The 20,702-nt window shown below is 44.4% G+C and carries 20 protein-coding genes; 4 read left to right on the top strand and 16 right to left on the bottom strand.

Annotated features, from left to right (window positions below; translation table 11 throughout):
* Positions 1 to 7: 7 nt before the first annotated feature.
* The 11 genes from WMO62_RS06670 to WMO62_RS06620 form a co-directional block, all read right to left on the bottom strand.
* The gene (locus WMO62_RS06670) at positions 8 to 1,030 is read right to left on the bottom strand and encodes a CotS family spore coat protein (protein ID WP_349144218.1); all 1,023 of its coding nucleotides are present in this window, start codon (positions 1,028 to 1,030) and stop codon (positions 8 to 10) included.
* A gap of 348 nt (positions 1,031 to 1,378) precedes the next feature.
* Complete coding sequence (locus WMO62_RS06665) at positions 1,379 to 2,728, bottom strand: CCA tRNA nucleotidyltransferase (protein ID WP_349144217.1); 1,350 nt, start codon at positions 2,726 to 2,728, stop codon at positions 1,379 to 1,381.
* A gap of 136 nt (positions 2,729 to 2,864) precedes the next feature.
* Positions 2,865 to 4,301 carry a proline--tRNA ligase gene (gene proS, locus WMO62_RS06660; protein WP_117498808.1) on the bottom strand — a complete coding sequence of 479 codons (1,437 nt, stop codon included), beginning with the start codon at positions 4,299 to 4,301 and terminating at the stop codon, positions 2,865 to 2,867.
* A gap of 184 nt (positions 4,302 to 4,485) precedes the next feature.
* On the bottom strand, positions 4,486 to 5,481 hold the full coding sequence (locus WMO62_RS06655) for a dihydrodipicolinate synthase family protein (protein ID WP_349144216.1): 996 nt from the start codon (positions 5,479 to 5,481) through the stop codon (positions 4,486 to 4,488).
* 23 nt (positions 5,482 to 5,504) lie between these two features.
* Complete coding sequence (locus WMO62_RS06650) at positions 5,505 to 6,455, bottom strand: phosphoglycerate dehydrogenase (RefSeq protein WP_349144215.1); 951 nt, start codon at positions 6,453 to 6,455, stop codon at positions 5,505 to 5,507.
* Positions 6,456 to 6,470: 15 nt separating this feature from the next.
* Entirely contained in the window at positions 6,471 to 7,760 is a 1,290-nt protein-coding gene (locus tag WMO62_RS06645; protein ID WP_349144214.1) for a TRAP transporter large permease, read from the bottom strand.
* A gap of 1 nt (position 7,761) precedes the next feature.
* Entirely contained in the window at positions 7,762 to 8,268 is a 507-nt protein-coding gene (locus WMO62_RS06640; RefSeq protein WP_349144213.1) for a TRAP transporter small permease, read from the bottom strand.
* A gap of 23 nt (positions 8,269 to 8,291) precedes the next feature.
* Positions 8,292 to 9,527: a DctP family TRAP transporter solute-binding subunit gene (locus tag WMO62_RS06635; protein ID WP_349144212.1), complete on the bottom strand. Its 1,236-nt coding sequence runs from the start codon at positions 9,525 to 9,527 to the stop codon at positions 8,292 to 8,294.
* A 52-nt stretch (positions 9,528 to 9,579) separates the two neighbouring features.
* Entirely contained in the window at positions 9,580 to 10,275 is a 696-nt protein-coding gene (locus tag WMO62_RS06630; RefSeq protein ID WP_349144211.1) for a FadR/GntR family transcriptional regulator, read from the bottom strand.
* A gap of 144 nt (positions 10,276 to 10,419) precedes the next feature.
* On the bottom strand, positions 10,420 to 11,085 hold the full coding sequence (locus WMO62_RS06625; RefSeq protein ID WP_118759960.1) for a potassium channel family protein: 666 nt from the start codon (positions 11,083 to 11,085) through the stop codon (positions 10,420 to 10,422).
* A 14-nt stretch (positions 11,086 to 11,099) separates the two neighbouring features.
* Positions 11,100 to 12,398, bottom strand: a complete 1,299-nt coding sequence (locus WMO62_RS06620) for a TrkH family potassium uptake protein (RefSeq protein ID WP_353963420.1) — start codon at positions 12,396 to 12,398, stop codon at positions 11,100 to 11,102.
* A 203-nt stretch (positions 12,399 to 12,601) separates the two neighbouring features.
* Between WMO62_RS06620 and WMO62_RS06615 the strand changes: the two genes are divergently transcribed.
* On the top strand, positions 12,602 to 13,576 hold the full coding sequence (locus WMO62_RS06615; RefSeq protein ID WP_349144210.1) for an AI-2E family transporter: 975 nt from the start codon (positions 12,602 to 12,604) through the stop codon (positions 13,574 to 13,576).
* Here the strand turns inward: WMO62_RS06615 and WMO62_RS06610 are convergent.
* Together WMO62_RS06610 and WMO62_RS06605 are read right to left on the bottom strand one after the other, a co-directional pair.
* Positions 13,494 to 14,150 carry an RluA family pseudouridine synthase gene (locus WMO62_RS06610; protein WP_349144209.1) on the bottom strand — a complete coding sequence of 219 codons (657 nt, stop codon included), beginning with the start codon at positions 14,148 to 14,150 and terminating at the stop codon, positions 13,494 to 13,496. The genes WMO62_RS06615 and WMO62_RS06610 overlap by 83 nt on opposite strands.
* Before the next feature lie 2 nt (positions 14,151 to 14,152).
* Positions 14,153 to 15,499 carry a glucose-6-phosphate isomerase gene (locus WMO62_RS06605; protein WP_349144208.1) on the bottom strand — a complete coding sequence of 449 codons (1,347 nt, stop codon included), beginning with the start codon at positions 15,497 to 15,499 and terminating at the stop codon, positions 14,153 to 14,155.
* A gap of 347 nt (positions 15,500 to 15,846) precedes the next feature.
* On the opposite strand from WMO62_RS06605, the gene WMO62_RS06600 reads away from it, so the two are divergent.
* Positions 15,847 to 17,391 carry a Y-family DNA polymerase gene (locus WMO62_RS06600; RefSeq protein ID WP_349144207.1) on the top strand — a complete coding sequence of 515 codons (1,545 nt, stop codon included), beginning with the start codon at positions 15,847 to 15,849 and terminating at the stop codon, positions 17,389 to 17,391.
* The gene (locus WMO62_RS06595; RefSeq protein ID WP_118438799.1) at positions 17,388 to 17,597 is read left to right on the top strand and encodes a hypothetical protein; all 210 of its coding nucleotides are present in this window, start codon (positions 17,388 to 17,390) and stop codon (positions 17,595 to 17,597) included. Before WMO62_RS06600 ends, WMO62_RS06595 begins: the two co-directional genes overlap by 4 nt.
* A 37-nt stretch (positions 17,598 to 17,634) precedes the next feature.
* Here WMO62_RS06595 and WMO62_RS06590 read toward each other — a convergent pair whose 3' ends face one another.
* Both WMO62_RS06590 and WMO62_RS06585 read right to left on the bottom strand, forming a co-directional pair.
* On the bottom strand, positions 17,635 to 18,387 hold the full coding sequence (locus WMO62_RS06590) for a hypothetical protein (protein ID WP_349144206.1): 753 nt from the start codon (positions 18,385 to 18,387) through the stop codon (positions 17,635 to 17,637).
* 142 nt (positions 18,388 to 18,529) lie between these two features.
* A complete protein-coding gene (locus WMO62_RS06585) occupies positions 18,530 to 19,231 on the bottom strand; it encodes a 5'-methylthioadenosine/adenosylhomocysteine nucleosidase (protein ID WP_118438845.1) in 702 nt (233 codons plus the stop codon).
* 268 nt (positions 19,232 to 19,499) lie between these two features.
* Between WMO62_RS06585 and WMO62_RS06580 the strand changes: the two genes are divergently transcribed.
* Positions 19,500 to 19,745: a TIGR03905 family TSCPD domain-containing protein gene (locus tag WMO62_RS06580; RefSeq protein ID WP_118716749.1), complete on the top strand. Its 246-nt coding sequence runs from the start codon at positions 19,500 to 19,502 to the stop codon at positions 19,743 to 19,745.
* A 442-nt stretch (positions 19,746 to 20,187) separates the two neighbouring features.
* Here WMO62_RS06580 and WMO62_RS06575 read toward each other — a convergent pair whose 3' ends face one another.
* Positions 20,188 to 20,676, bottom strand: coding sequence for a DUF6147 family protein (locus WMO62_RS06575; protein WP_118716747.1), 489 nt, complete (start codon positions 20,674 to 20,676; stop codon positions 20,188 to 20,190).
* Positions 20,677 to 20,702: the final 26 nt, after the last annotated feature.

Here is a 20,702-nt window from a genome sequence, read left to right as displayed (position 1 = left end):
TGCACAACTACCTCCCTGATTTTTCGTATTTTCTGGGATTATTATATAATAATTCATATGAAAAAGAAACTCTTTTTTCCCTTTGTGCAAGGAATTTCTCAAGTTTCTCCATATGCTTGCCCGGAATCCATGCTTTGTTGGTATTATAGTAGTAATTTGCCAGTTTCCAGAATTTCTCCGGATACAGCAGACGGATTCCCAGGTATTCCCGTTCTTCCTCTCTGAGTGGCCGGACCTCGCTATATGTTTTCAGCATTTTCCGGCCAAGTCTGGCATCATAGTTCTGCTTTTCCAATACCTTTCTCATGAACAGGTAGAGGTCGTTCATCTGCACATCCACAGAAAATTTTTCAAAATTGATCACGGTCATATGCCCGCCTGCCACCAGCAGGTTATGATGAATGTATTCGCCATGGCAGATCTGCCCTTCTTCCAATGCCTGCCTGCGCAGAGCCTCATAGGAAGTCTCTTTCAGCAGACGTTCTGCCCGCTCAGCTTCCTCACGAATGGATGAAAAGCACTGGATATAGGCTGCCTCAAATTCATTTTTGCGGTTCTTCCTGCGGACAAACGTATAGATCTTCCGAAGCTCCTGATTATGCCGCGCCAGCTCTTCTCTGGCATCAATTCCTGCAAGACGCTCCACATCCTTCTGCTCGAATCCCGGCACCTGTTTCATATCCCGATGGAGTGCTGCCAGCAGTGACACCGCCGCCAGGATCTCACTCTCACTGCGGGTGTCACATTCCCGTCCCTCCGGCGATTCTTTGACAAGATAATTCAGATATTCCCGGTAAACAGTCACCAACCTTCCTTCAGCATCGGCGATGATCTGATCTGTCCGATGACCGCATGCCTTCAGATGCGCCAGAAGCTGCTGCTCTTTCTCTACTTTGGCGGCACTGCCGGAGAACTCCCGGATCAGCAGACGCCCCTCGCTGCTATCCAGCAAAAATGCACCGCGCACCCGCCAGCTTGCATTTACAGAAAACGGATATTGCTCCAGAACCTGCAGATCTCTCTCATTCATAGAAGTCCCCCCATATATCGGCATTTCGTACCTTCTATCTTATGAAGGAAAGGATGGGGTTATGCAGGTTTTTCCAAAAAAGCATGCAACACCTCCGTCACCCGCCTCAGACAGCTTGTTCAGAGGGACCGCTTGCGCTAAGTCCTCGATCCAGCGGTACTAATTTTCAATCTGCGCCTGACGGCTTGATTTCAAAAAGTACCGGGACTGCGGACGTCCCCTTCACAAGCTGATCTGTGGCGAATGCAGGAAGGCAATGCAACGTGTTCTGGATCAACATCGAAGAAATCAACACACATTTTTCCAGAACAAAAGCTGACACACCTTCACAGCATGTCAGCTTCATTTTTATAAATTTATATTCTCTTGATAAATTTCCAGCGCCCGGCTCATAAGCCACTCACGCTCATTTTTCTCGGGTTCTTCCAGCACTTCTTCCAGAAGTTTTTCGAGGATCTCACCCAGGCGAGGACCTGCCGGGATTCCTTCCGCGATCAGGTCACGGCCAGTCACAGCAAGCTGCTTCAATGTAAAGCATTGCTGCTTTTCCAGAATCTGCTCATAGATTGATTCGATCTCAGACAAGTTCTGAAGTTTGGATTCCTGTGTCTCTTTTGTCTGTGCCAAGATATCTGCCCGGCACACGTTCAGATACAGCGGAAACAGATCCGCTCCGATCCGATTGGCAGCGCGGCGCACACTGGATGACGTGGTGGCTGGCCGGTCATCGTGATGAAGTACCAGTCTTCTCACATTACGGATGGTATCATTATCAAACTTCAGGCGGCGCAGAATCTTTGCTGTCAGCTCTTCGCCAACCTGAGCATGCCCATAAAAATGATCGATTCCATTGGCATCTGTAGTCTTCGTCTGTGGTTTTCCTATATCATGGAGCAACATGCTCAGACGCAGTACCTTGTCCGGTTCCACATATTGCAGAGCGTTTGCAATATGCTCACCCACTGTATCCATATGATGAGGATTATTCTGCATACATGCCATACATGCATCAAACTCCGGCAGCATTACACCGGTGATGCCCAGCTCCCAGGCTTCCAGGATCCGGTCAGGATGTGGGGACACCAGCATCTTCACCAGCTCTGTCTGGATCCGCTCAGCACTGACTTTTCGAAGATTTTCACACAGTTTTTTTACAGCTTCCCTGGTCTGCTCTTCCAGTTCAAATCCCAGCTGAGCACCAAACCGCACCGCACGCATCATACGCAGCGCATCTTCTCCAAAACGTGCTTCCGCATCACCCACACAGCGAATGATCCCACGTTTCAGATCTCCTGCTCCGTCAAACTCATCGATCAATCCTTCTGCAGGATTGTAGGCCATGGCATTGATCGTAAAATCCCGGCGCTTCAGATCCTCCAGCAGACTCTTGGTAAACTTCACTTCCTTGGGATGACGGCAATCCTCATACTCTCCATCCACCCGGTAAGTGGTCACCTCAAATCCTTCTTTTCCCAGCATGACTGTCACCGTTCCATGCTGGATCCCGGTATCGATGGTCCTGGAAAACAATGCCTTTACCTCATAGGGAGATGCGGATGTGGTAATATCCCAGTCTGCAGGTTCTCTTCCCAGCAGTGCATCGCGCACACAGCCGCCGACTGCATAGGCTTCATGCCCTGCCGCAGTCAAAGTATCTATAATATGTTCAACTTTTTCCGGAACGTCAATTCTATACATTCTGACTCCTTGTAATCATATTCCGTTTATTTTCAGTATTCACAATTTCACACATCTGCGTATTTCCCTGTGAACAAAACATCCCGGCTTCCTTCTCAGAAGCCGGGACGCAAATTACAGTTTTACAGGCATCGACTTAGTATGCTTTGCCCCAATATACCATTTTTTTCGCCGGTCTTCCACAGCAGACACATTTATCAGACAGCTGATGCTGCTCAAACGGCATGCAGCGGCTGGTAGCGGTGGTATCTTCCTTGATCTTATCCTCACAAGCCTGATCTCCACACCACATAGCTCTTACAAATCCCGGTTTGTTATTGATAGTCTCTACGAACTCTTCATAAGTAGTTGCATCATACGTATGAGAATCTCTGTGTGCTCTTGCCTTCTCCAGCATATCATGCTGCATAGTCTCAAGAATCTCACCCAGCTTGGTCTCGATCTCATCTAAGGATACCACGATCTTTTCTCTGGTATCACGGCGAACGATCACGGCCTGATTTGCCTCAATATCCTTCGGACCGATCTCAATACGGGTCGGGATTCCTTTAATCTCCTGCTCTGCGAATTTCCATCCCGGAGATTTCTCGGAATCATCAACTTTTACCTTAAACTGACGAGCCAGCTTATCTCTCAGCTCATATGCTTTGTCAAGAACACCTTCCTTGTGCTGTGCAACCGGAATGATCATAGTCTGTACCGGAGCGATCCGCGGCGGCAGCACCAGACCGGAATCATCACCATGAACCATGATGATTGCACCGATCAGACGGGTAGTCACACCCCAGGAAGTCTGATGTACATACTTCAGCTGATTATCTTTATCCGTAAACTGAATGCCAAATGCACGTGCAAATCCATCACCGAAGTTATGGCTGGTACCTGACTGCAGTGCTTTTCCGTCATGCATCAGTGCCTCGATCGTATAAGTTGCAGTTGCTCCTGCAAATTTTTCCTTATCCGTTTTGCGACCTTTGATCACCGGCATTGCAAGCACCTGCTCGCAAAAATCAGCATATACATTCAGCATCTGCTGAGTACGTGCCTCTGCATCTTCCTCCGTTGCATGAACCGTATGTCCTTCCTGCCACAGGAACTCTCTGGAACGAAGGAACGGTCTGGTCGTCTTCTCCCAACGAAGTACAGAACACCACTGATTATATACTTTCGGAAGATCTCTGTAGGAATGAACCTCTTTCTGATAAAAATCACAGAACAGAGTCTCAGAAGTCGGACGGATACACATACGCTCCTGCAGCGGCTCCAGTCCACCATGAGTTACCCATGCAACCTCCGGTGCAAAACCTTCTACATGATCTTTCTCTTTCTGAAGCAGACTCTCCGGGATCAGCATCGGCAGATATACATTCTCTACACCTGTCTCCTTAAATCTGCGGTCAAGCTCTTTCTGAATATTTTCCCAGATCGCATAGCCAGCCGGTTTGATCACCATGCATCCCTTTACGCTGGTATAATCACACAGCTCCGCTTTCTTCACGACATCGGTGTACCACTGGGCGAAATCCACGTCCATGGAAGTGATGCCTTCTACTAACTTCTTGTCTTTTGCCATTGTTTGCAATCTCCTTTTCCTTAGCCGCCGCGCCTTCTCGTCGGCAGCCGTTTTTCATGCAAGTATAAACTCCATTATCTATCCATGATAAAAAGATTTCCCGGGTTTGTCAACCCGGGAAATCTCCTATTTTCCTTATAGAACGATCTACATAATGACTTATGTAGAATTAACTTCGATAATGCTATGCAACTACATTGCAACCCATCTCTTTTAAAATCTGACGCAGTTCCGGAATCTCTTCTTCTGGAATGTTCTCCATCGGAGCACGAGCTGCACCTGATGGCATACCACACAGCTGCGCTGCTGCTTTGTTTGCAGCCTGATAATACGGCATATCATTCGGCAGCTGATTCATTGGATGTACTGCTGATGGAATTAAAGAATGCTTTGCAGCAAGTCGGAATACCCAATTCCAGAAAAGATTCATCTTATCTGCCACTTCACGGACTTTAGCTGCATCCTTTTCAAGTCCTGCATGGTATAAGTCTACTGCTAAATGCGGTGCATAATTTAACATTTCTGTAACAAAGCCTTTGCATCCATGGAAACACATAAACTGATACATAAAATGTCCAAGTCCTGCAAAAACTGCCATATCTTTTTCATCAATTGTCTGTAACATCCCTAAAAATGCCATTGGGTTATTTGTATTTTCTTTTAATCCAATAATATTATCAACTTTTGACAGTCTTTTAATTACCGGTGCCGGAAGCCATAACTTACTTGCTGCCGGATTGTTGTAAATTGTGATTCCAATATCAACAGATTCAGCAACAGATTCAAAATGTCGAATGACCCCATCTGTAGTCGGCATTGTATAATATGGTGGAATTACTAACAGACCATCTGCGCCTGCTTCCTGTGCATATTTGGAAATTTCAATCGTGTTTCTAGTTCCAGCTCGTCCTGTTCCAATCATCACAGGGAATTTTCCATTTACTTCCTGTGTAACAACATCAATTACTTTTTTATTTTCTTCCTCAGACATTGCATAAAATTCACCGGTGGTCCCAAGTGCAAGAAAGACCACGTCCTCATTTTCCAACAATGGATTTTCAGTAACCATTCTTATACTTTGCTTTAATGCTGGTATATCCAGATTCCCATTTTTATCAAATGGAGTTAACGACAGATGGAAAATACCTTTTGTGTGTTCTTTCATTTCCTGCGGTTTCATTGACATAATATATTCCTCCTATTTTATACCAACCTATTTTTTAGTGGCCGGTTATTTACATAATTCATTACATTTTCATATGAAATATCTGAAAGTCTTCTCGCACTATCAACTGTACATGCTCCTAAATGAGGAGTACAAACTATTTTTTCCAAGCAAACCAGTTCTTTTTCAGGTGGTTCGGTGCAAAACACATCCATAGCAGCCCCAGCAATTCTTTTTTCTAAAATTGCATTTTTTAAATCCTGCTCATTTACCAGAGCTCCTCTTGCTGTGTTTATCAAATATGCTGAAGATTTCATCAATTGTAATGTCTCAGCTCTAATCAGATTTTCATTTTCTTTTGTTGCTGGAGCATGAAGAGAAATAAAATCCGACTGGCTTAAAACTTCTTCCAGACTACCTTTCTTTATCCCTGCTTTTTCTAGTACTTCAGATTCTATATATGGATCATAAGCCGTCACTTCCATTCCAAAAGCCTGAGTAATTTTTGCAACTCGACTTCCAATATTTCCGTAACCTACTAATCCCAATTGCTTCCCGTTTAGTTCTGAACCCATAAACAAGCTCCATCCACCATGCTTTATTTCTTCATTTTTTGCAGGAATTCCCCTAGATACCGATAGCATCAATGCAACTGCTAATTCAGCTACACTTTGTGCATTACATCCTCTTGCAAAAGTTACTGCTATACCTTTTTTCTTTGCATAATCCAGATCAATATTATCGTATCCAACTCCATGCTTAATAATTAGCTTTAGTTTTGGTGCAGCATCTATAACCTCATGGTCAATCTTATCAATCCCCACTATATAGATATCTACATCTGACACTAACTTTTTGATCACTTCTTTCGATGGTTCCTGATCACTTGATACTTGCTCTACCACTTCTAATCCAGCTTGTTTCAACCAGGTTCCCAAATCTGGAAAGATCTCATAAAAACTTTTCCCCAATGATATCAATACTTTCATTTCTAACCTCCAAACTTACAGGAATCCGAACATTCCAGGTAATAACAACGTGCAGGCTGGAATCAAACATACAATTGCAAGTACACTAAAAGAAATAATCAAAAATGGAATCAATGATTTTACCACATCCTCGAATTTTCTTTTTCCAACAGCAGTTGCCGAATAAAGTACAACTCCAACCGGCGGTGTTATCAATCCTAATGTAAGATTCAATAAAACTACTACTGCAAAATGAACCGGGTGCACTCCTACTTCATACATAATAGGCGCTAATATTGGTGCAAAAAGTATAATTGCTGCACCTGTGTCCATAAACATACCAACTAACAATAAGAAGATATTGACCAAGAGTAACAATATGTACTTATTACTTGAAAGTCCGAGCAACAATTCTGCTATTTGTTCTGGGATGCGTTCCATTCCCATAATCCAGGCAAATACAGAAGCAAATGCTATGATCAAAAAGATATTTGCCATTTGGTGTGCTACATTTTCCAGTGCTTTTTTAAAATCTTTCAGATGATAATTTCTATATACGATGATTCCTAAAAGCAACGAATATACACATGCAATATTAGCTGACTCTGTTGCTGTAAAATATCCACCCAACACTCCTCCAATAATAATAAACGGCATTCCTAAAGTAATTAATCCGTTAAGAATAATTGATTTTATTTGAGAACCTCTATATTTCTCATTACATGCCGGGAAGTTTTTTTTATCTCTCACTGCAATAATGTATAGAATTTGTGCCATTCCGAGCATAACTCCTGGTAAAAGCCCAGCAAGAAATAATGCTCCAACAGAAAGTCCCATGACGCTGGCATATAATACTGCAATATTACTTGGCGGGATCAATGGACTCTGAAGTGATGATGCTGCTGTTAGTGCACACGAAAAGTCCTTATCATATCCCTCTTCATCCATTGCATCCATTTCTACTTTTCCCAGTGCTGCAATATCACCTAGTGCCGTTCCTGAAACACTTCCAAATACCATACTTACAATTACATTAACATAGGCTAGGCCTCCACGAAATCTTCCAACAAACAGTTTCACAAAACGAAACAGTTTTCCAGAAATATCCGCATTTATCATAATATCTGCAGCTAATAAGAAGAAGGGAATTGCCAAAAGCTGAAACTGATTAACACCTTCATAAAGTCGATTTGGTATGATTGCAATATATGATGCATTTGTAATTAAAATGTAAATCAAACCCGTAATTCCCATGGAATACGATATAGGAATTCCTATTAAAATTGTCCCTATCAAGATCACCATGATAATTCCAAACTGAAACACTCTACTTTTCCCCCTCCCATTCTTCTTTCATTTCTAATGTTGAATCAATAATTTTCCAGACCAGTTGTAAAGATACCAGCAAACTTCCAAACAAAATACTTGATTTTGGTATGAACATGCTGATCCGTAAAGCCGGCGATATTTCATTGAGACTATACTGTGTCTGATCTAGGGAAATAATAAATATTGTTAGCATAAAGATAAGCATGAATCCCTGAATCACAATATTCAAAATTCTGCGTTTCTTAGCAGAACACTTATCTATGATAAATGTTACTGCCGAATTTTCTGAGGACCGAACCAACATGCTCGCACCAAGAAAAGCCAACCAAATCATACAATATCTAGCAGTCTCTTCTGTCCATGCAATAGACGTCGATATTACATAACGTCCAAACACCTGATAAAGTACCGCAACAAACATTATGGCTGTCAATACAATGCAGATAGAAGATACTATCTTATCAACAATCTCTGATATTTCATCCAATTCTTTTCTTAATTTCATCCTGTCCTCCTATCTGAAGACTATCAAATTATTCCATTCGTTTCATATTTCTTTATTGTTCTTTTTAATTTAATAAGTACTACCGCAAGTGCTAGCACTAATAACACTATCATCACAATGTATGGAACTACATTTGTCCGATCTCCTGATACATTTACGGATGTTCCTACCGTTTGCGTATCCGCTGGCTCAATCTCTATCAATGCATCCATAAACTCGCTTACTGCTTTATCCCCAATTTCACTTCCAAGCCACTCCATGACCGGCTGCTGTGCAACCTTAAAAGTCTCGCGTTCTTCTTGTGTTGGTGTATAAATCTCAACCCCTTTTTCATTCAGAAAGTTTAATGCCATTCCTTCTGTTGATGCAATGGTGCCTCTTGCAGCAGTTTGTGCTATTTTTCCACCATCTAGAACTACTTGCTGTAAATCATCAGGCAGAGAACGAAGCCATTTTTCATTTACAATAATAAATGCCGGAGAAATAGAATGACCATCCAAGGTATAATATTTCTGTTGTTCATAAATTGAATTGTCTAACATAACAAGTGGTGAATTTTCCTGTCCATCTACTACTCCCGTTTGCAGTGCTGAGTACAATTCGCTAAATGCAAGTCCTGTTGGAACAGCTCCCAGTGTTTCTAATGTTGTAATGTAAGATGCACTCTGCATACATCGGATTTTCAAGCCTTTCAAATCATCTGCTGTATGAATTTGATGTATATTGTTAGAAAAATTACGGAAACCGCCATTGTCAAACGCAGCTATAATTTTCACACCCGTACTCTTTGCAATTTCATCAAACATATTCTGGGAATATGCTCCATCTAAAAACTCATAAAATTCTGCTCTATTTTCAAATGCATACGGTATTGTAAACACTTGAATATTAGGATAATAGTTTGATAAATCTGAATCACCTGCAGTACTACATTCAATAACTCCCTGCATACATTGTAAAAGTATTTCGGATGCATTTCCAAGTGAGCTATTTGTATAAATATTTACCGCTATTTTCCCCTCTGAGGCAGACTCTACATAATTTTTAAATGCCAGCTGTGCTGCATAATTAAAATTCATTACTGCATTAGTACCAATTGTTGTATACTCTGTTGAACTGCATGCAATGCTGATTGAATACTCCGCTGTTTTGCTCTCTGCTGGCTTCTCCGCAGCTGCTGCAACTGGCACACTTTGATAAATGAACAATATTACCATTGTCAATAACAGCGCCAATAATTTTTCCGGTTTCCTTTTCATGAGTAATAATCCCCCTTTTCTTGTCTGATGTCAGACATGTTTTGTTTTTTTATTATTTAGTAATTTCTAATATTTTTTCAATATCATCAACTACCTCATAAATATGTTCATACATAAGTTGTTCTGCTGATTTCTCATCCCGATTCTGAAATGCCCTGATAATTTGTCGATGACCTTCAGCTGCTTTTTCAAAATATTTCGTTAATACAAATCCCTTAATACGATATTCCGTATATGCGCTCTCAAATCGATTGTAAATATCTTCAAGAAGCACCATATTTGCAGTTTTTACAATCAAACGATGAAATGCCTCATCATATTCCAGTCGAGTTGTTATATCTGTTGCACTTGTGGCTTCATATGCCTGATTGATGGAAATAAGTTTTTCAATAACGTCATCTGTCACTTTTACTGCCGCTTTTTTTACAGCCAAACATTCTAAAGCGACACGTATTTCCACCAGATCCCTAAAAACTTCTTTCTTCGAGTGATACCACTGATCTATACCTTTAGATCTGGCATCTGTTGATAAAACGAAACTTCCTTTGCCTTTTACAATTTCAATCAGATTCTCTGCCTGAAGCATTTTTAGTGCCTCGCGTACAGATGAACGTCCGACCGAATATTCCTCAGAAAGCATTTTTTCACTTGGAAGTTTGCTTCCTTCACCATATTCTCCATTTTCGATTTTCTTTTTTATGTTTTCAACCAAATACGATGCAACTGAATTCCAAGAACTATATTTCATTTATCCCCTCTATCTTGTCTGACATGTGACATGTTTGTTATTAGCAGTATACCATACATAGAGCATTATTCAATCCATAAACATCACAAAAAACTTTTTCTTTTTTGTGCAAATTTCACGACAGCTATATATGCTAATTATCCCTCACATTTCCCGTTCCAGCCGGTTAATATTTTCAATTTTTCCGATCACCACGATCACATCCTCCGGCTCAAACTGATAATCCGGTGAGATCTCGATCATGGTATTATGGCCCTTCTGGATCGCGATAATATTCAATCCGTACTTTTTACGGAAATTACTGTTCATGATCGTCTCTCCGCACAGTTTATTCGGCACCAGGATCTGACGGATCTCCACACTGTTATCCAGCATAATATAATCCAGGAAATTGCTGCTGATCAGACGTTTTCCAAGGCGGATCGCCATATCCTTTTCCGGATAAACGACTTCCGCTCCGATTTTGCGGAGGACTGCTCCCTGTTCCGGGCTCATGGCCTTGGAGATGACCTTGGGCACTCCAAGCTCGAGCACGCTCATGGTGATCAGAATGCTTGCGTCGATCTGCTCACCTATGCACACCGCCACCACATCACAGTTCTGGATCCCTGTCTCCTTCAGGCTTTCCATATTGATGGTTTCTGCCACAAATGCATAATCCGTGTACTGGCGGATCGCCTTTACTTTATCTTCGTCCCGGTCAATGGCGATCACATCCTTGCCCGCCTCTGACAAAGTGATTGCCAGTGCGGTACCAAAACGGCCAAGGCCAATCACTCCAAAAGAACCTGCTGTCTGTTTATTTTTCATTTTCATCTTCTCCTCTATCCAATCATTACGGATTCCTCCGTATAACGTGTCTGCCGTTCCGGTCTGGTCACCCAGATCGTTACCATCGTCATCACACCCAGACGGCCAGTAAACATGATCAGGATCAATACCACTTTCGCCGCAAATCCAAGTTCCGGTGTGATCCCTGTGGAAAGTCCTGCCGTACTGAAAGCAGACACGACTTCAAACATGATCTGAACAAAATCAAACTGAGGTGCAAGCACGCACATCAGAAATGTGCCAATACATACCAGCGCCATGGATGTGATTACCAGCATTCCTGCCCGGAAGACATTTTCTCTGGGAATGCTCCTGTGAAATGCGCCTGTCCTCCGCTTGGAAAATTCGCTGCGGATCGCCTGCAACAACACAAAGAAGGTACTGGTCTTCACGCCACCTCCGGTAGAACCTGAAGATGCTCCGATAAACATGAGGATCATAATGACAAATAATCCTGCATTGGAAAACTCTCCCAAGGAGCAGGTGGAAAAGCCTGCCGTTCTGGCTGACATACTGTGAAAAAATGCCTGCATCCAGGTAAGATGATCTGTCAGCTTCAAAAGTAGTGTTCCGCTCAGTAAAAGTCCTCCACTGGTCACCAGAACCACCTTCGAATGCAGTGTTAATTTCTTAAAACTGCGGTTTCTGGCTACATCCAGAATCACCGGGAATCCAATACCACCTACGATGACCAGCGCACTGGTCACAATGTTCAAGAACATATCATCCCCATAGGGGATCAGATTCTGAAGCCCGCCCAAGATATCAAGTCCTGCATTGTTAAAGGATGCCACTGAATGAAATACACTGATCCCCACCGCATGTAAAAATGGATAATCTCTCGAAAAAACCAGAAAGCTCAAAAGTGCACCGGCCAGCTCAAATCCAAGTGTCATACAGAGCACCGCTTTCACCAGCTTCACCACACCTTTGTAGTTGTCTACATTCAATGCTTCCTTGGCCATAGTACGACTCTTGAAGCTGACCTTTTTACCCGCTGCGATCACAAGGCCTACACCCACAGATGATACTCCCAGACCTCCGATCTGGATCAGCAGTCCCATGATTGCCTGCCCAAACACAGTAAAATGATCTGCCGTATCAATAGTCACAAGTCCCGTCACACATACCGCACTGGTAGCTGAAAATAATGCATCCACCGGCTTCACCGTAACACCCTGACGCACAGACCAGGGCGTCAGCAACAGGCAGGTTCCTATCAGGATCACCATAGCAAAACCCATAGCGATCAATCGCCCTGGAGGCTGTTTTTTTATAAATGTTTTCATCATTTTGAATCCTCTTTTCTCTCTGTTGAAACCATAACATTCCACCATATGTTTGTCAACGAATGAAAATCTGAAGTTTTTATATTCATTTCCAACTCTTCTCAGACATAGTTTCTTCTCCATGGCAGATACTTTTCATATAACAAATGCGATAACGCAGATTCTACACATTTTATACAGCGAAAAATCACAAGGAGGCCACGCTTATGGATCACCGGATAAAACTTTATATAGAAAAGACCGGCATTCTGCTGGCTGTCTATCTATTACTGAAATACCTGCTTCCGCTGGTATTTCCTTTTTTTCTTGCCTGGCTGACAGTTTCATTGCTGGCATCTGCTTCCCGGCACTTTCACAGAAAACTGCTGCCCTTTACTGCTTCCGTCGTTGCCATGTTTTTCTTTTTCACAGCCGCCACACTCAAGCTCACCGGATGGCTTCTGCTGGAGCCATGTAAAGACCTGATCCCGGAGCTTCAGACGCAGCTGCAGACATGGATCAATGAATATGCTGATCTGGCAGACTGGATTCCTTCCTCCCTGTCTCTTCATCTGTCCACCGCCGTACCGCCTGTGTTATCCTGTGCATTTGGCATCTTTTTATATTTTATGGCTGTGATTCTCTTTGCCCACGACTGGCCGGATTTTCAACGTCTGCTGACACACCTTCCCTTTGCCAGGCCGCTTGAACACGCAGGTAAACGAATCGCCCAGTCCTTAAAGGGCTGGGCGCATGCGCAGATTCGTATTATGTTTGTCATTGTCCTGGAATGTACTGTCGGATACTGGCTCTTACACATCCCCGGTGCAGGACTGTGGGCGGTGCTTACCGGTATGGTGGATGCACTTCCTGTCTTCGGCACCGGCACCATTTTCGTCCCCTGGCTGATCCTTGTCTTCTGTCAGAAAGACTACACCTTTTTTGTATGGCTTCTCCTTCTTTACGGAATCACATGGCTGACGCGGGAATTGCTGGAACCCAAACTCTTAGGCGATGGTTTGGGACTTTTACCCGTCTGTTTTCTGATCTCCGTGATCGTCGGGTTAAAATTGTTCGGTGCTGCCGGTCTGTTCACCGGTCCCTTTGGCATCCTCTTTGTCAAAGAGCTGTGGACGGAACTGGAAATGTGGGATTCACTTCAAACTCCATCCGCTTCCCGGTGCGGGGATGAGAAAAGATAACCTTATATGCACACAGACAAAGCGGTCCACCTGCTTTTCCATATTTGGCATCTCCACAGATAGGCAGACCCGCATGTGACAACTGTACCCGGATCTGATGGTGCCGCCCCGTCAGAAGACGGATCCTCAGAAGTGTCTTCTCTCCATCTGATGCGAGCACCTCATAGTGAAGTTCGCTTCGTTTGCTGCCCGGGGTTCCCTCTTTGACCACTTTGGATGTATTGGTTCGACTGTCCTTCAACAAATAATCCACAAGTGTATCTTCTCTCTGCTCCGGTTTTCCACAGACCACCGTCTGATACCACTTTTCCATGTGGATATGATCCGTCACCTGACGGCTTAGATCTGCTGCTGACTTTTCATTTTTCCCAATCAGAACGATTCCTTCCACAGGCTGATCCAGCCGGTTCACCAGACCAAGATAAGGCTTTTTTTCTCCTCGCTCCAGCATCTCGTTGCGAAGAAGGCTCATCAGATCCGGTGTGGACACACGGGCACTTTGCACTGCAAATCCCGCAAACTTACAGACGACCAGGAGATCCTGGTCGTCGTATATGATCTTATATTTTTTCATTCTTACAGTCTCTTCAGAAGTTCTTCTCTCTGAGCCTCATAACCCGGTTTTCCAAGCAGAGCAAACATATTTTTCTTGTAGCTCTCAACACCCGGCTGGTTAAACGGATTCACACCCAGCATGTATCCGCTGACACCGCATGCGAACTCGAAGAAATAGAACAGCTGTCCAAGGGAGAACTCGTCCTGTGCCGGAATCTTCACCAGAAGGTTCGGTACATTTCCGTCTGTATGAGCCAGAATAGTACCGTTCATAGCACTCTTATTTACAAAATCAACGTTCTTTCCTGCCAGATAGTTCAGTCCGTCAAGATCAACAGCTTCCTCGCCCATCACGATCTCATCCTCACAGGTCTCTACTTCCAGAACGGTCTCATACATGATTCTGGAACCATCCTGAATGAACTGACCCATAGAATGAAGGTCTGCTGTCAGATCTACGGATGCCGGGAAAATACCCTTCTGATCTTTACCTTCAGACTCGCCGTAGAGCTGTTTCCACCACTCAGATACATAATGAAGACTCGGCTCATAGTTTGCCAGAACCTCTACTGCTTTGCCCTTCTGATGAAGAATGTTGCGGATCACTGCGTATTTCACAGCGTCATTCTCCTCAAACGGAGTATTCAGTGCCAGTTCACGGCCACTTGCTGCACCTTCCATCAACTTGGTAATATCAGCACCGCTGACTGCAATCGGCAGAAGACCTACTGCGGTCAGAACGGAGAAACGGCCTCCTACATCATCCGGTACTACAAAAGTCTCATAGCCTTCCTCGTCAGCTACGTGTTTCAGAGCTCCTCTTGCTTTATCAGTGGTTGCATAGATTCTCTTTGCAGCCTCGGCTTTGCCGTATTTCTTCTCCAGCATTTCCTTAAATACGCGGAATGCAATCGCCGGCTCCGTTGTAGTTCCGGATTTGGAGATCATATTGATGGAAAAATCACGATCACCGATCACATCCATCAGATCTTTGATATAGCGGGTGGAAAGGCTGTTTCCTACAAAATAAATCTCCGGAGTCTTACGAACTTCTTTGGATACGCTGTTGTAGAAGCTGTGTCTTAAAAATTCGATAGCTGCGCGTGCTCCCAGATAGGATCCGCCGATACCGATCACCAGAAGCACCTCAGAATCACTCTGGATCTTAGCTGCTGCCTTCTGGATTCTTGCAAACTCTTCCTTATCATAATCTACCGGAAGATCGATCCAGCCAAGGAAATCATTTCCTGCTCCGGTCTTTTCAACCAGTACTTTTTTTGCTACCTCTGCCAGAACTTTACTGTTCTCGACTTCTTCTTTGCTGATGAACTGTGCAGTTCTGGAATAGTCAAATGTTACTTTTGCCATGTTATTTCTCCTCTTCAACAATACTATATTTTTGCCGCATCTTATTGCTGTTAACACATGTCTATATTATCATTCTCTAAGTTTGAAAACAAGTAGTTCGATACATATTTCGTTACTGTTCACTCGTACCTCGTTCCAGTAACGATTCGCAGGCTCATTTAAAGTTTTGCTTCGCAAAAGGAGCCTGCTCACTCCTGAATCATGTTTTTACGCAGCCTGACAGCAAGTGTCTGGCTGCTGTGTGAACAGTAAATAAATCCTTGTTGACGAACATATGTTCTTATTCTATAATATTAAAAAAGCTTTTGACTCTAAAGCCATGCTTAACAGGAAAGGAGGCACCATCCATGACAGCACATACAGCTTCTTCCAAAGAACGGCTCTATGCCGCCATTGATCTGAAATCATTTTATGCATCCGTGGAATGCATGGACCGGGGACTTGATCCTCTGACTACCAATCTGGTGGTGGCGGATAAGAGCCGTACAGAAAAAACCATCTGTCTGGCAGTATCTCCTTCTCTGAAATCCCACGGCATCTCCGGCCGCGCCCGCCTGTTTGAAGTGGTCCAGCGGGTTCGTGAAGTGAATATTGAACGGCTTACTCATGTACCAGGCAGAATCTTTTCAGGAAGTTCCTCTGATGCGGCTGCGTTAGCGCTGGATCCCTCCCTGTCCATCGACTATATCGTCGCACCGCCCCGCATGGCTCGCTATATTGAAGTCAGTTCCAAGATTTATAACTGCTACCTTCAGTTCATTGCGCCGGAAGATATCCATGTGTACTCCATTGATGAGGTCTTTCTTGATCTGACCGATTATCTTCCTATGTATCATCTGACTCCTGATGAACTGGTGAAAAAGATGATCCTGGAAGTATTACGCAATACCGGGATCACCGCCACGGCAGGGATTGCACCCAATCTGTATCTGTGTAAGATCGCCATGGATCTGATGGCAAAGCATGTGCCTGCAGATAGAGATGGGGTACGCATTGCTCATCTTGATGAAGCATCCTATCGAAGACAGCTATGGAACCACCGTCCAATCACGGATTTCTGGCGCGTGGGTCCTGGCTATGCGAAAAAGCTGGCTCAATATGGCATGTACACCATGGGAGATGTGGCTCGCTGCTCCACCGGTGCCAGCTCGGATTTTTATAATGAAAATCTGCTGTACAAGCTCTTCGGCGTCAACGCGGAGCTTCTTATTGACCATGCCTGGGGATGGGAACCTTGTACCATCGAAGCCATCAAAGCTTACCGACCGGAATCCTCAAGCCTTGGATCCGGTCAGGTGCTGCAATACCCATACACCTATGAAAAAGCCCGGATCGTCGTCCGTGAGATGGCAGATGCTCTGTCCCTGGATCTCTTCTCCAGACATTTTGTGACAGATCAGCTTGTACTGACGATCGGCTATGATATTGATAACCTGTCTGATCCTGCGCGAAGATCCGCTTACCACGGAGAAGTGACTACGGACCGGTACGGAAGAAAAGTTCCCAAGCACGGCCATGGCACCATTCATCTGGCTGATTTTACCTCTTCCTCTGCCGAGATCATTGAAGCCGCCATGACACTTTATGATCGGATCACATCGCCTGCTCTGCTAATCCGCCGCCTGAACTTAAGTGCCGATCATGTGATACCTGAGGATCAGGTCAAAAAGGAAGAAACCTATGAACAATTAAGCCTGTTCTCTGATCCATCCAAGGAAAAAGCTGAAAAAATACAAAAGGAAGCTTCCAGAGAACGGGAACGCCGCCTTCAGACTGCCATGCTGGCCATCAAAGACCGATATGGAAAAAATGCGATCCTGCGAGGTACAGATCTGGAAGACGGCGCCACCACTATGGAACGAAATAACCAGATTGGAGGTCACAAAGCATGAACGATCCTTCGGATACTTATGAAGATATTATCAACCTGCCGCATCACGTTTCCCGCATCCATCCACATATGACACTGGAAGAACGGGCTGCTCAATTCTCCCCATTTGCCGCACTCACCGGCTATGAAGCTGCCATTGATAAGACACGAAGACGAGCACAGCAGGAGCTGGAAGAAGACCCCTTTACCAGAAGGCCCTATCACTGAGCAGGCGTGACGGCGAAACTGTCGATCACACCCCATTTTATCCCAGAAAGTCTGACAGAACTTCCTGAAATATTTTTTCTTCTTCTTTTTTGAGCGTTAATGGGATAGCTGTGGCATTCTTTTGGGCAGTCTTCTGTGCCTCATCATTGACCTGCCCATCTGCCAGTTTCTCTTTTTCACTGCGCTGTCCCTTGATTCCTTTGGCAAAGGAGTTCGCCGCATCTGTCTCTTTCTCAAATGCTTCATACACATGGATCTGCCTCGGATACAGCGTGTTGGATACATAGTCCAGCAGCAAAATGTGGATCTGCTCCCACAGGCTGTCTACTTCCAGCAAAAGCGACAGTCCCAATACAGCTGCTGCAGATCCCAGTGCCATCGTCCCCCGCTGCCACGTAAGTCCCTGTCCATATCCCAGCCAGTCCAGCAGTGCCACCTCGACTGCTCCCACACAAAGAATGATTCCTGCAAGGCGCTCCGGAAGATATCTCCACCTGGGCAGCGACACCCTCATCCGCTTTTCCTGACAGATATATTTCCGCACAAAAGTATCCCGGTCGCTGATCTCCACATGCACTTCATAGCTTTTCTGGAATTTCAGCGTCATCGCCCGAAGCATGCGCCCCTTCTCGCCTCCCTCAAGTGCCGCCTCCCGGCATACACTTCGAAATACTCTGCGTCTACATACTGCCAACAGGATTCCCCAGATCCCCAGCAGTATAAATTCGCCTCCGTTCTGTAATAATTCAAGAGCAGATACGACCACTCCCATTGAAAAAAATTCTCGCATAAAAAACGCCTCCCCTGACTTTTCGGATCTGGCTCTATTATACCAGACACCGATCAACCGGGAAGGCGATGTTATCGACGGATTCTGACAGGACTGCTGCCCCGTCGCCCCTCAGTCATCTTATTCTAAATATACTGCCCCATTACAGACGTGCTACAAAATTCTCTACCAGTGCCACACTATGCGCAATCGCCTGGCGCTCAAAGGTCGGATAGTCTACGGTTGCACTGTCATCTGCTTTATCAGAAATAGCGCGGATGATCACAAACGGAATAGAGTTCAGATATGCTGCCTGTGCAATGGCTGCTCCTTCCATCTCAGTGCACATACCACCAAACTGTGCCGTAATGCGGTTCTTCACCTGACGGTCAGAGATGAACTGATCTCCGCTGACAATTCTTCCGGCAAATACGCCAACCTCCGGAACGGCTTCCTTGCATGCGTCCTCTGCTGCTTTCACCAGTCTCTTATCTGCCTCAAAGCAGCTCACCGGCATCCGCGGGATCACACCCGGCTCATAGCCAAATCCGGTCGCGTCCATATCATGCTGAATTGCATCTGTCGATACTACGATATCTCCGATGTTGATCTCTGCTTTCAGAGAACCTGCAATACCTGTATTGATCACTGCATCCACCTGAAACAGATCTGCCAGGATCTGGGTACAGATACCCGCATTGACCTTACCGATTCCGCTGCGGACGATTACCACTTCTTTATTGCCCATCTTTCCTGCATAAAAATCCATAGACGCACGACTGGTCGTCTTCACATAAGTCAGCTTTCCACGAAGTGCCTCCACTTCTTCCTCCATTGCTCCGATAATACCGATTTTCTTTATCATTTTATTTTCTTTCTCCTTTGTAACAAAATAACCAGTTATTATGACGATTCTGATTAAGAATATAACACAAATTCAGAGTTGGGGGAATAGGGATTTTCAGTTGAACAGATTGCCAGGGCAATCGATATGAATATCAAAGATGTGGCAGCTATTGTTGCCGGAAAGGTTCCTTCGAATGTTTAAACAATTATAAATATCACAGTGTGGTCATTTTGACACATATCTGCTATACTATGTCCGTAGTTCTATTTTACAAGGAGGAATTCTGATGATTTACAAAACAAAAGGTGTCTGTTCACAGGCAATTGAAGTAGAAGTTGACGGCGATACGGTAAAATCTGTTCAGTTCGTGGGCGGATGCAATGGAAATACCAAAGGAATCGCGCAGCTGGTAGCTGGCATGAAGGTGGACGATGTGATTGCCAGACTGGAAGGAACCACCTGTGGCTTCAAGCCAACTTCCTGTCCGGATCAGCTTGCCAAAGCGCTGAAAGAGATCAAAGCGCAGCAGTAGTCCTGACCGCAGCTTAACCAAACCGACTGGTTATAGCCTAATCATGACGCGACGACATAAAGAGAGAGAGGATATTCCGACGCTTGCTGAAGGCGCCGGTATCCTCTCTCAATTTGTTTGCCTGTAAATGTTTTGTATTTGGATGATTTTACTTTTACGTTATTCTATTGTTTTTCTTTATTCAGTTGTCACGAACGCACATCAAAGCGGGCTGCGTCCGCGGTGCCAAGGCTGATGATAAGTTCTCCTCCGGCTCGCGCGTCTTCCATGGGAGTTCTCATATCTGCCGGTCTACGAGTGACTGATCTCCCACCGATCCATCTGTCCGTCTGCCTGCACATTCGGGGAAATGCGCCAGCAACCAAACATTCGCTGCCGCGTGTAGGCGGTTGCAGCAACGAGTTATGGATGATTGGAAATCTTGTAAGTTTGTTTGTGGTGCTTAGTTGATTGGGACTGCACTGGTACAAGTAGTCGTTGTTTCTACAATATCATCCTGAAAAACAGAATGTGCACCTGTGGTACGGTAATAATCACCTTTGGTGATCTTATAATCACCACTTCCCACTGTAACCATAGAATCATTGTATGCATTTCCGGTCCAATAATTCAATGTCCACCAACCATCTGTCCCATTTTCACTTTCATCAAGATAGATGCGAACATATAACCGATCACAATCATAATGAGCCAAAGTAGTTCCAGACGCCATAGCATAGCCGGATTTACTTCCTTTTTTCACCTTTGCAATTCCAGCTCTCAGGTAATCACCTCTGGCAATTCCATACCAGGTATCGGTAGCTTCCTCTTCCTGCACATCATATACATGATAGCCTGCCGGCTCATATTCTTCCGCTGATACAGGAGTACTGATGCCAACAGTTAATATACTGATGCCTGCAAGAAGTATCGCAAGTTGTCTTTTAACCAATGGTCTTCTCCTTTCCTTTTCTTTTT

It is taken from the genome of Hominiventricola aquisgranensis (assembly GCF_040096225.1).
Taxonomy (GTDB): Bacteria; Bacillota; Clostridia; order Lachnospirales; family Lachnospiraceae; genus Hominiventricola; species Hominiventricola aquisgranensis.
The sequence above is the reverse complement of the archived record's forward strand: the minus strand, read 5'-3'. Positions and strand labels throughout refer to the sequence as shown.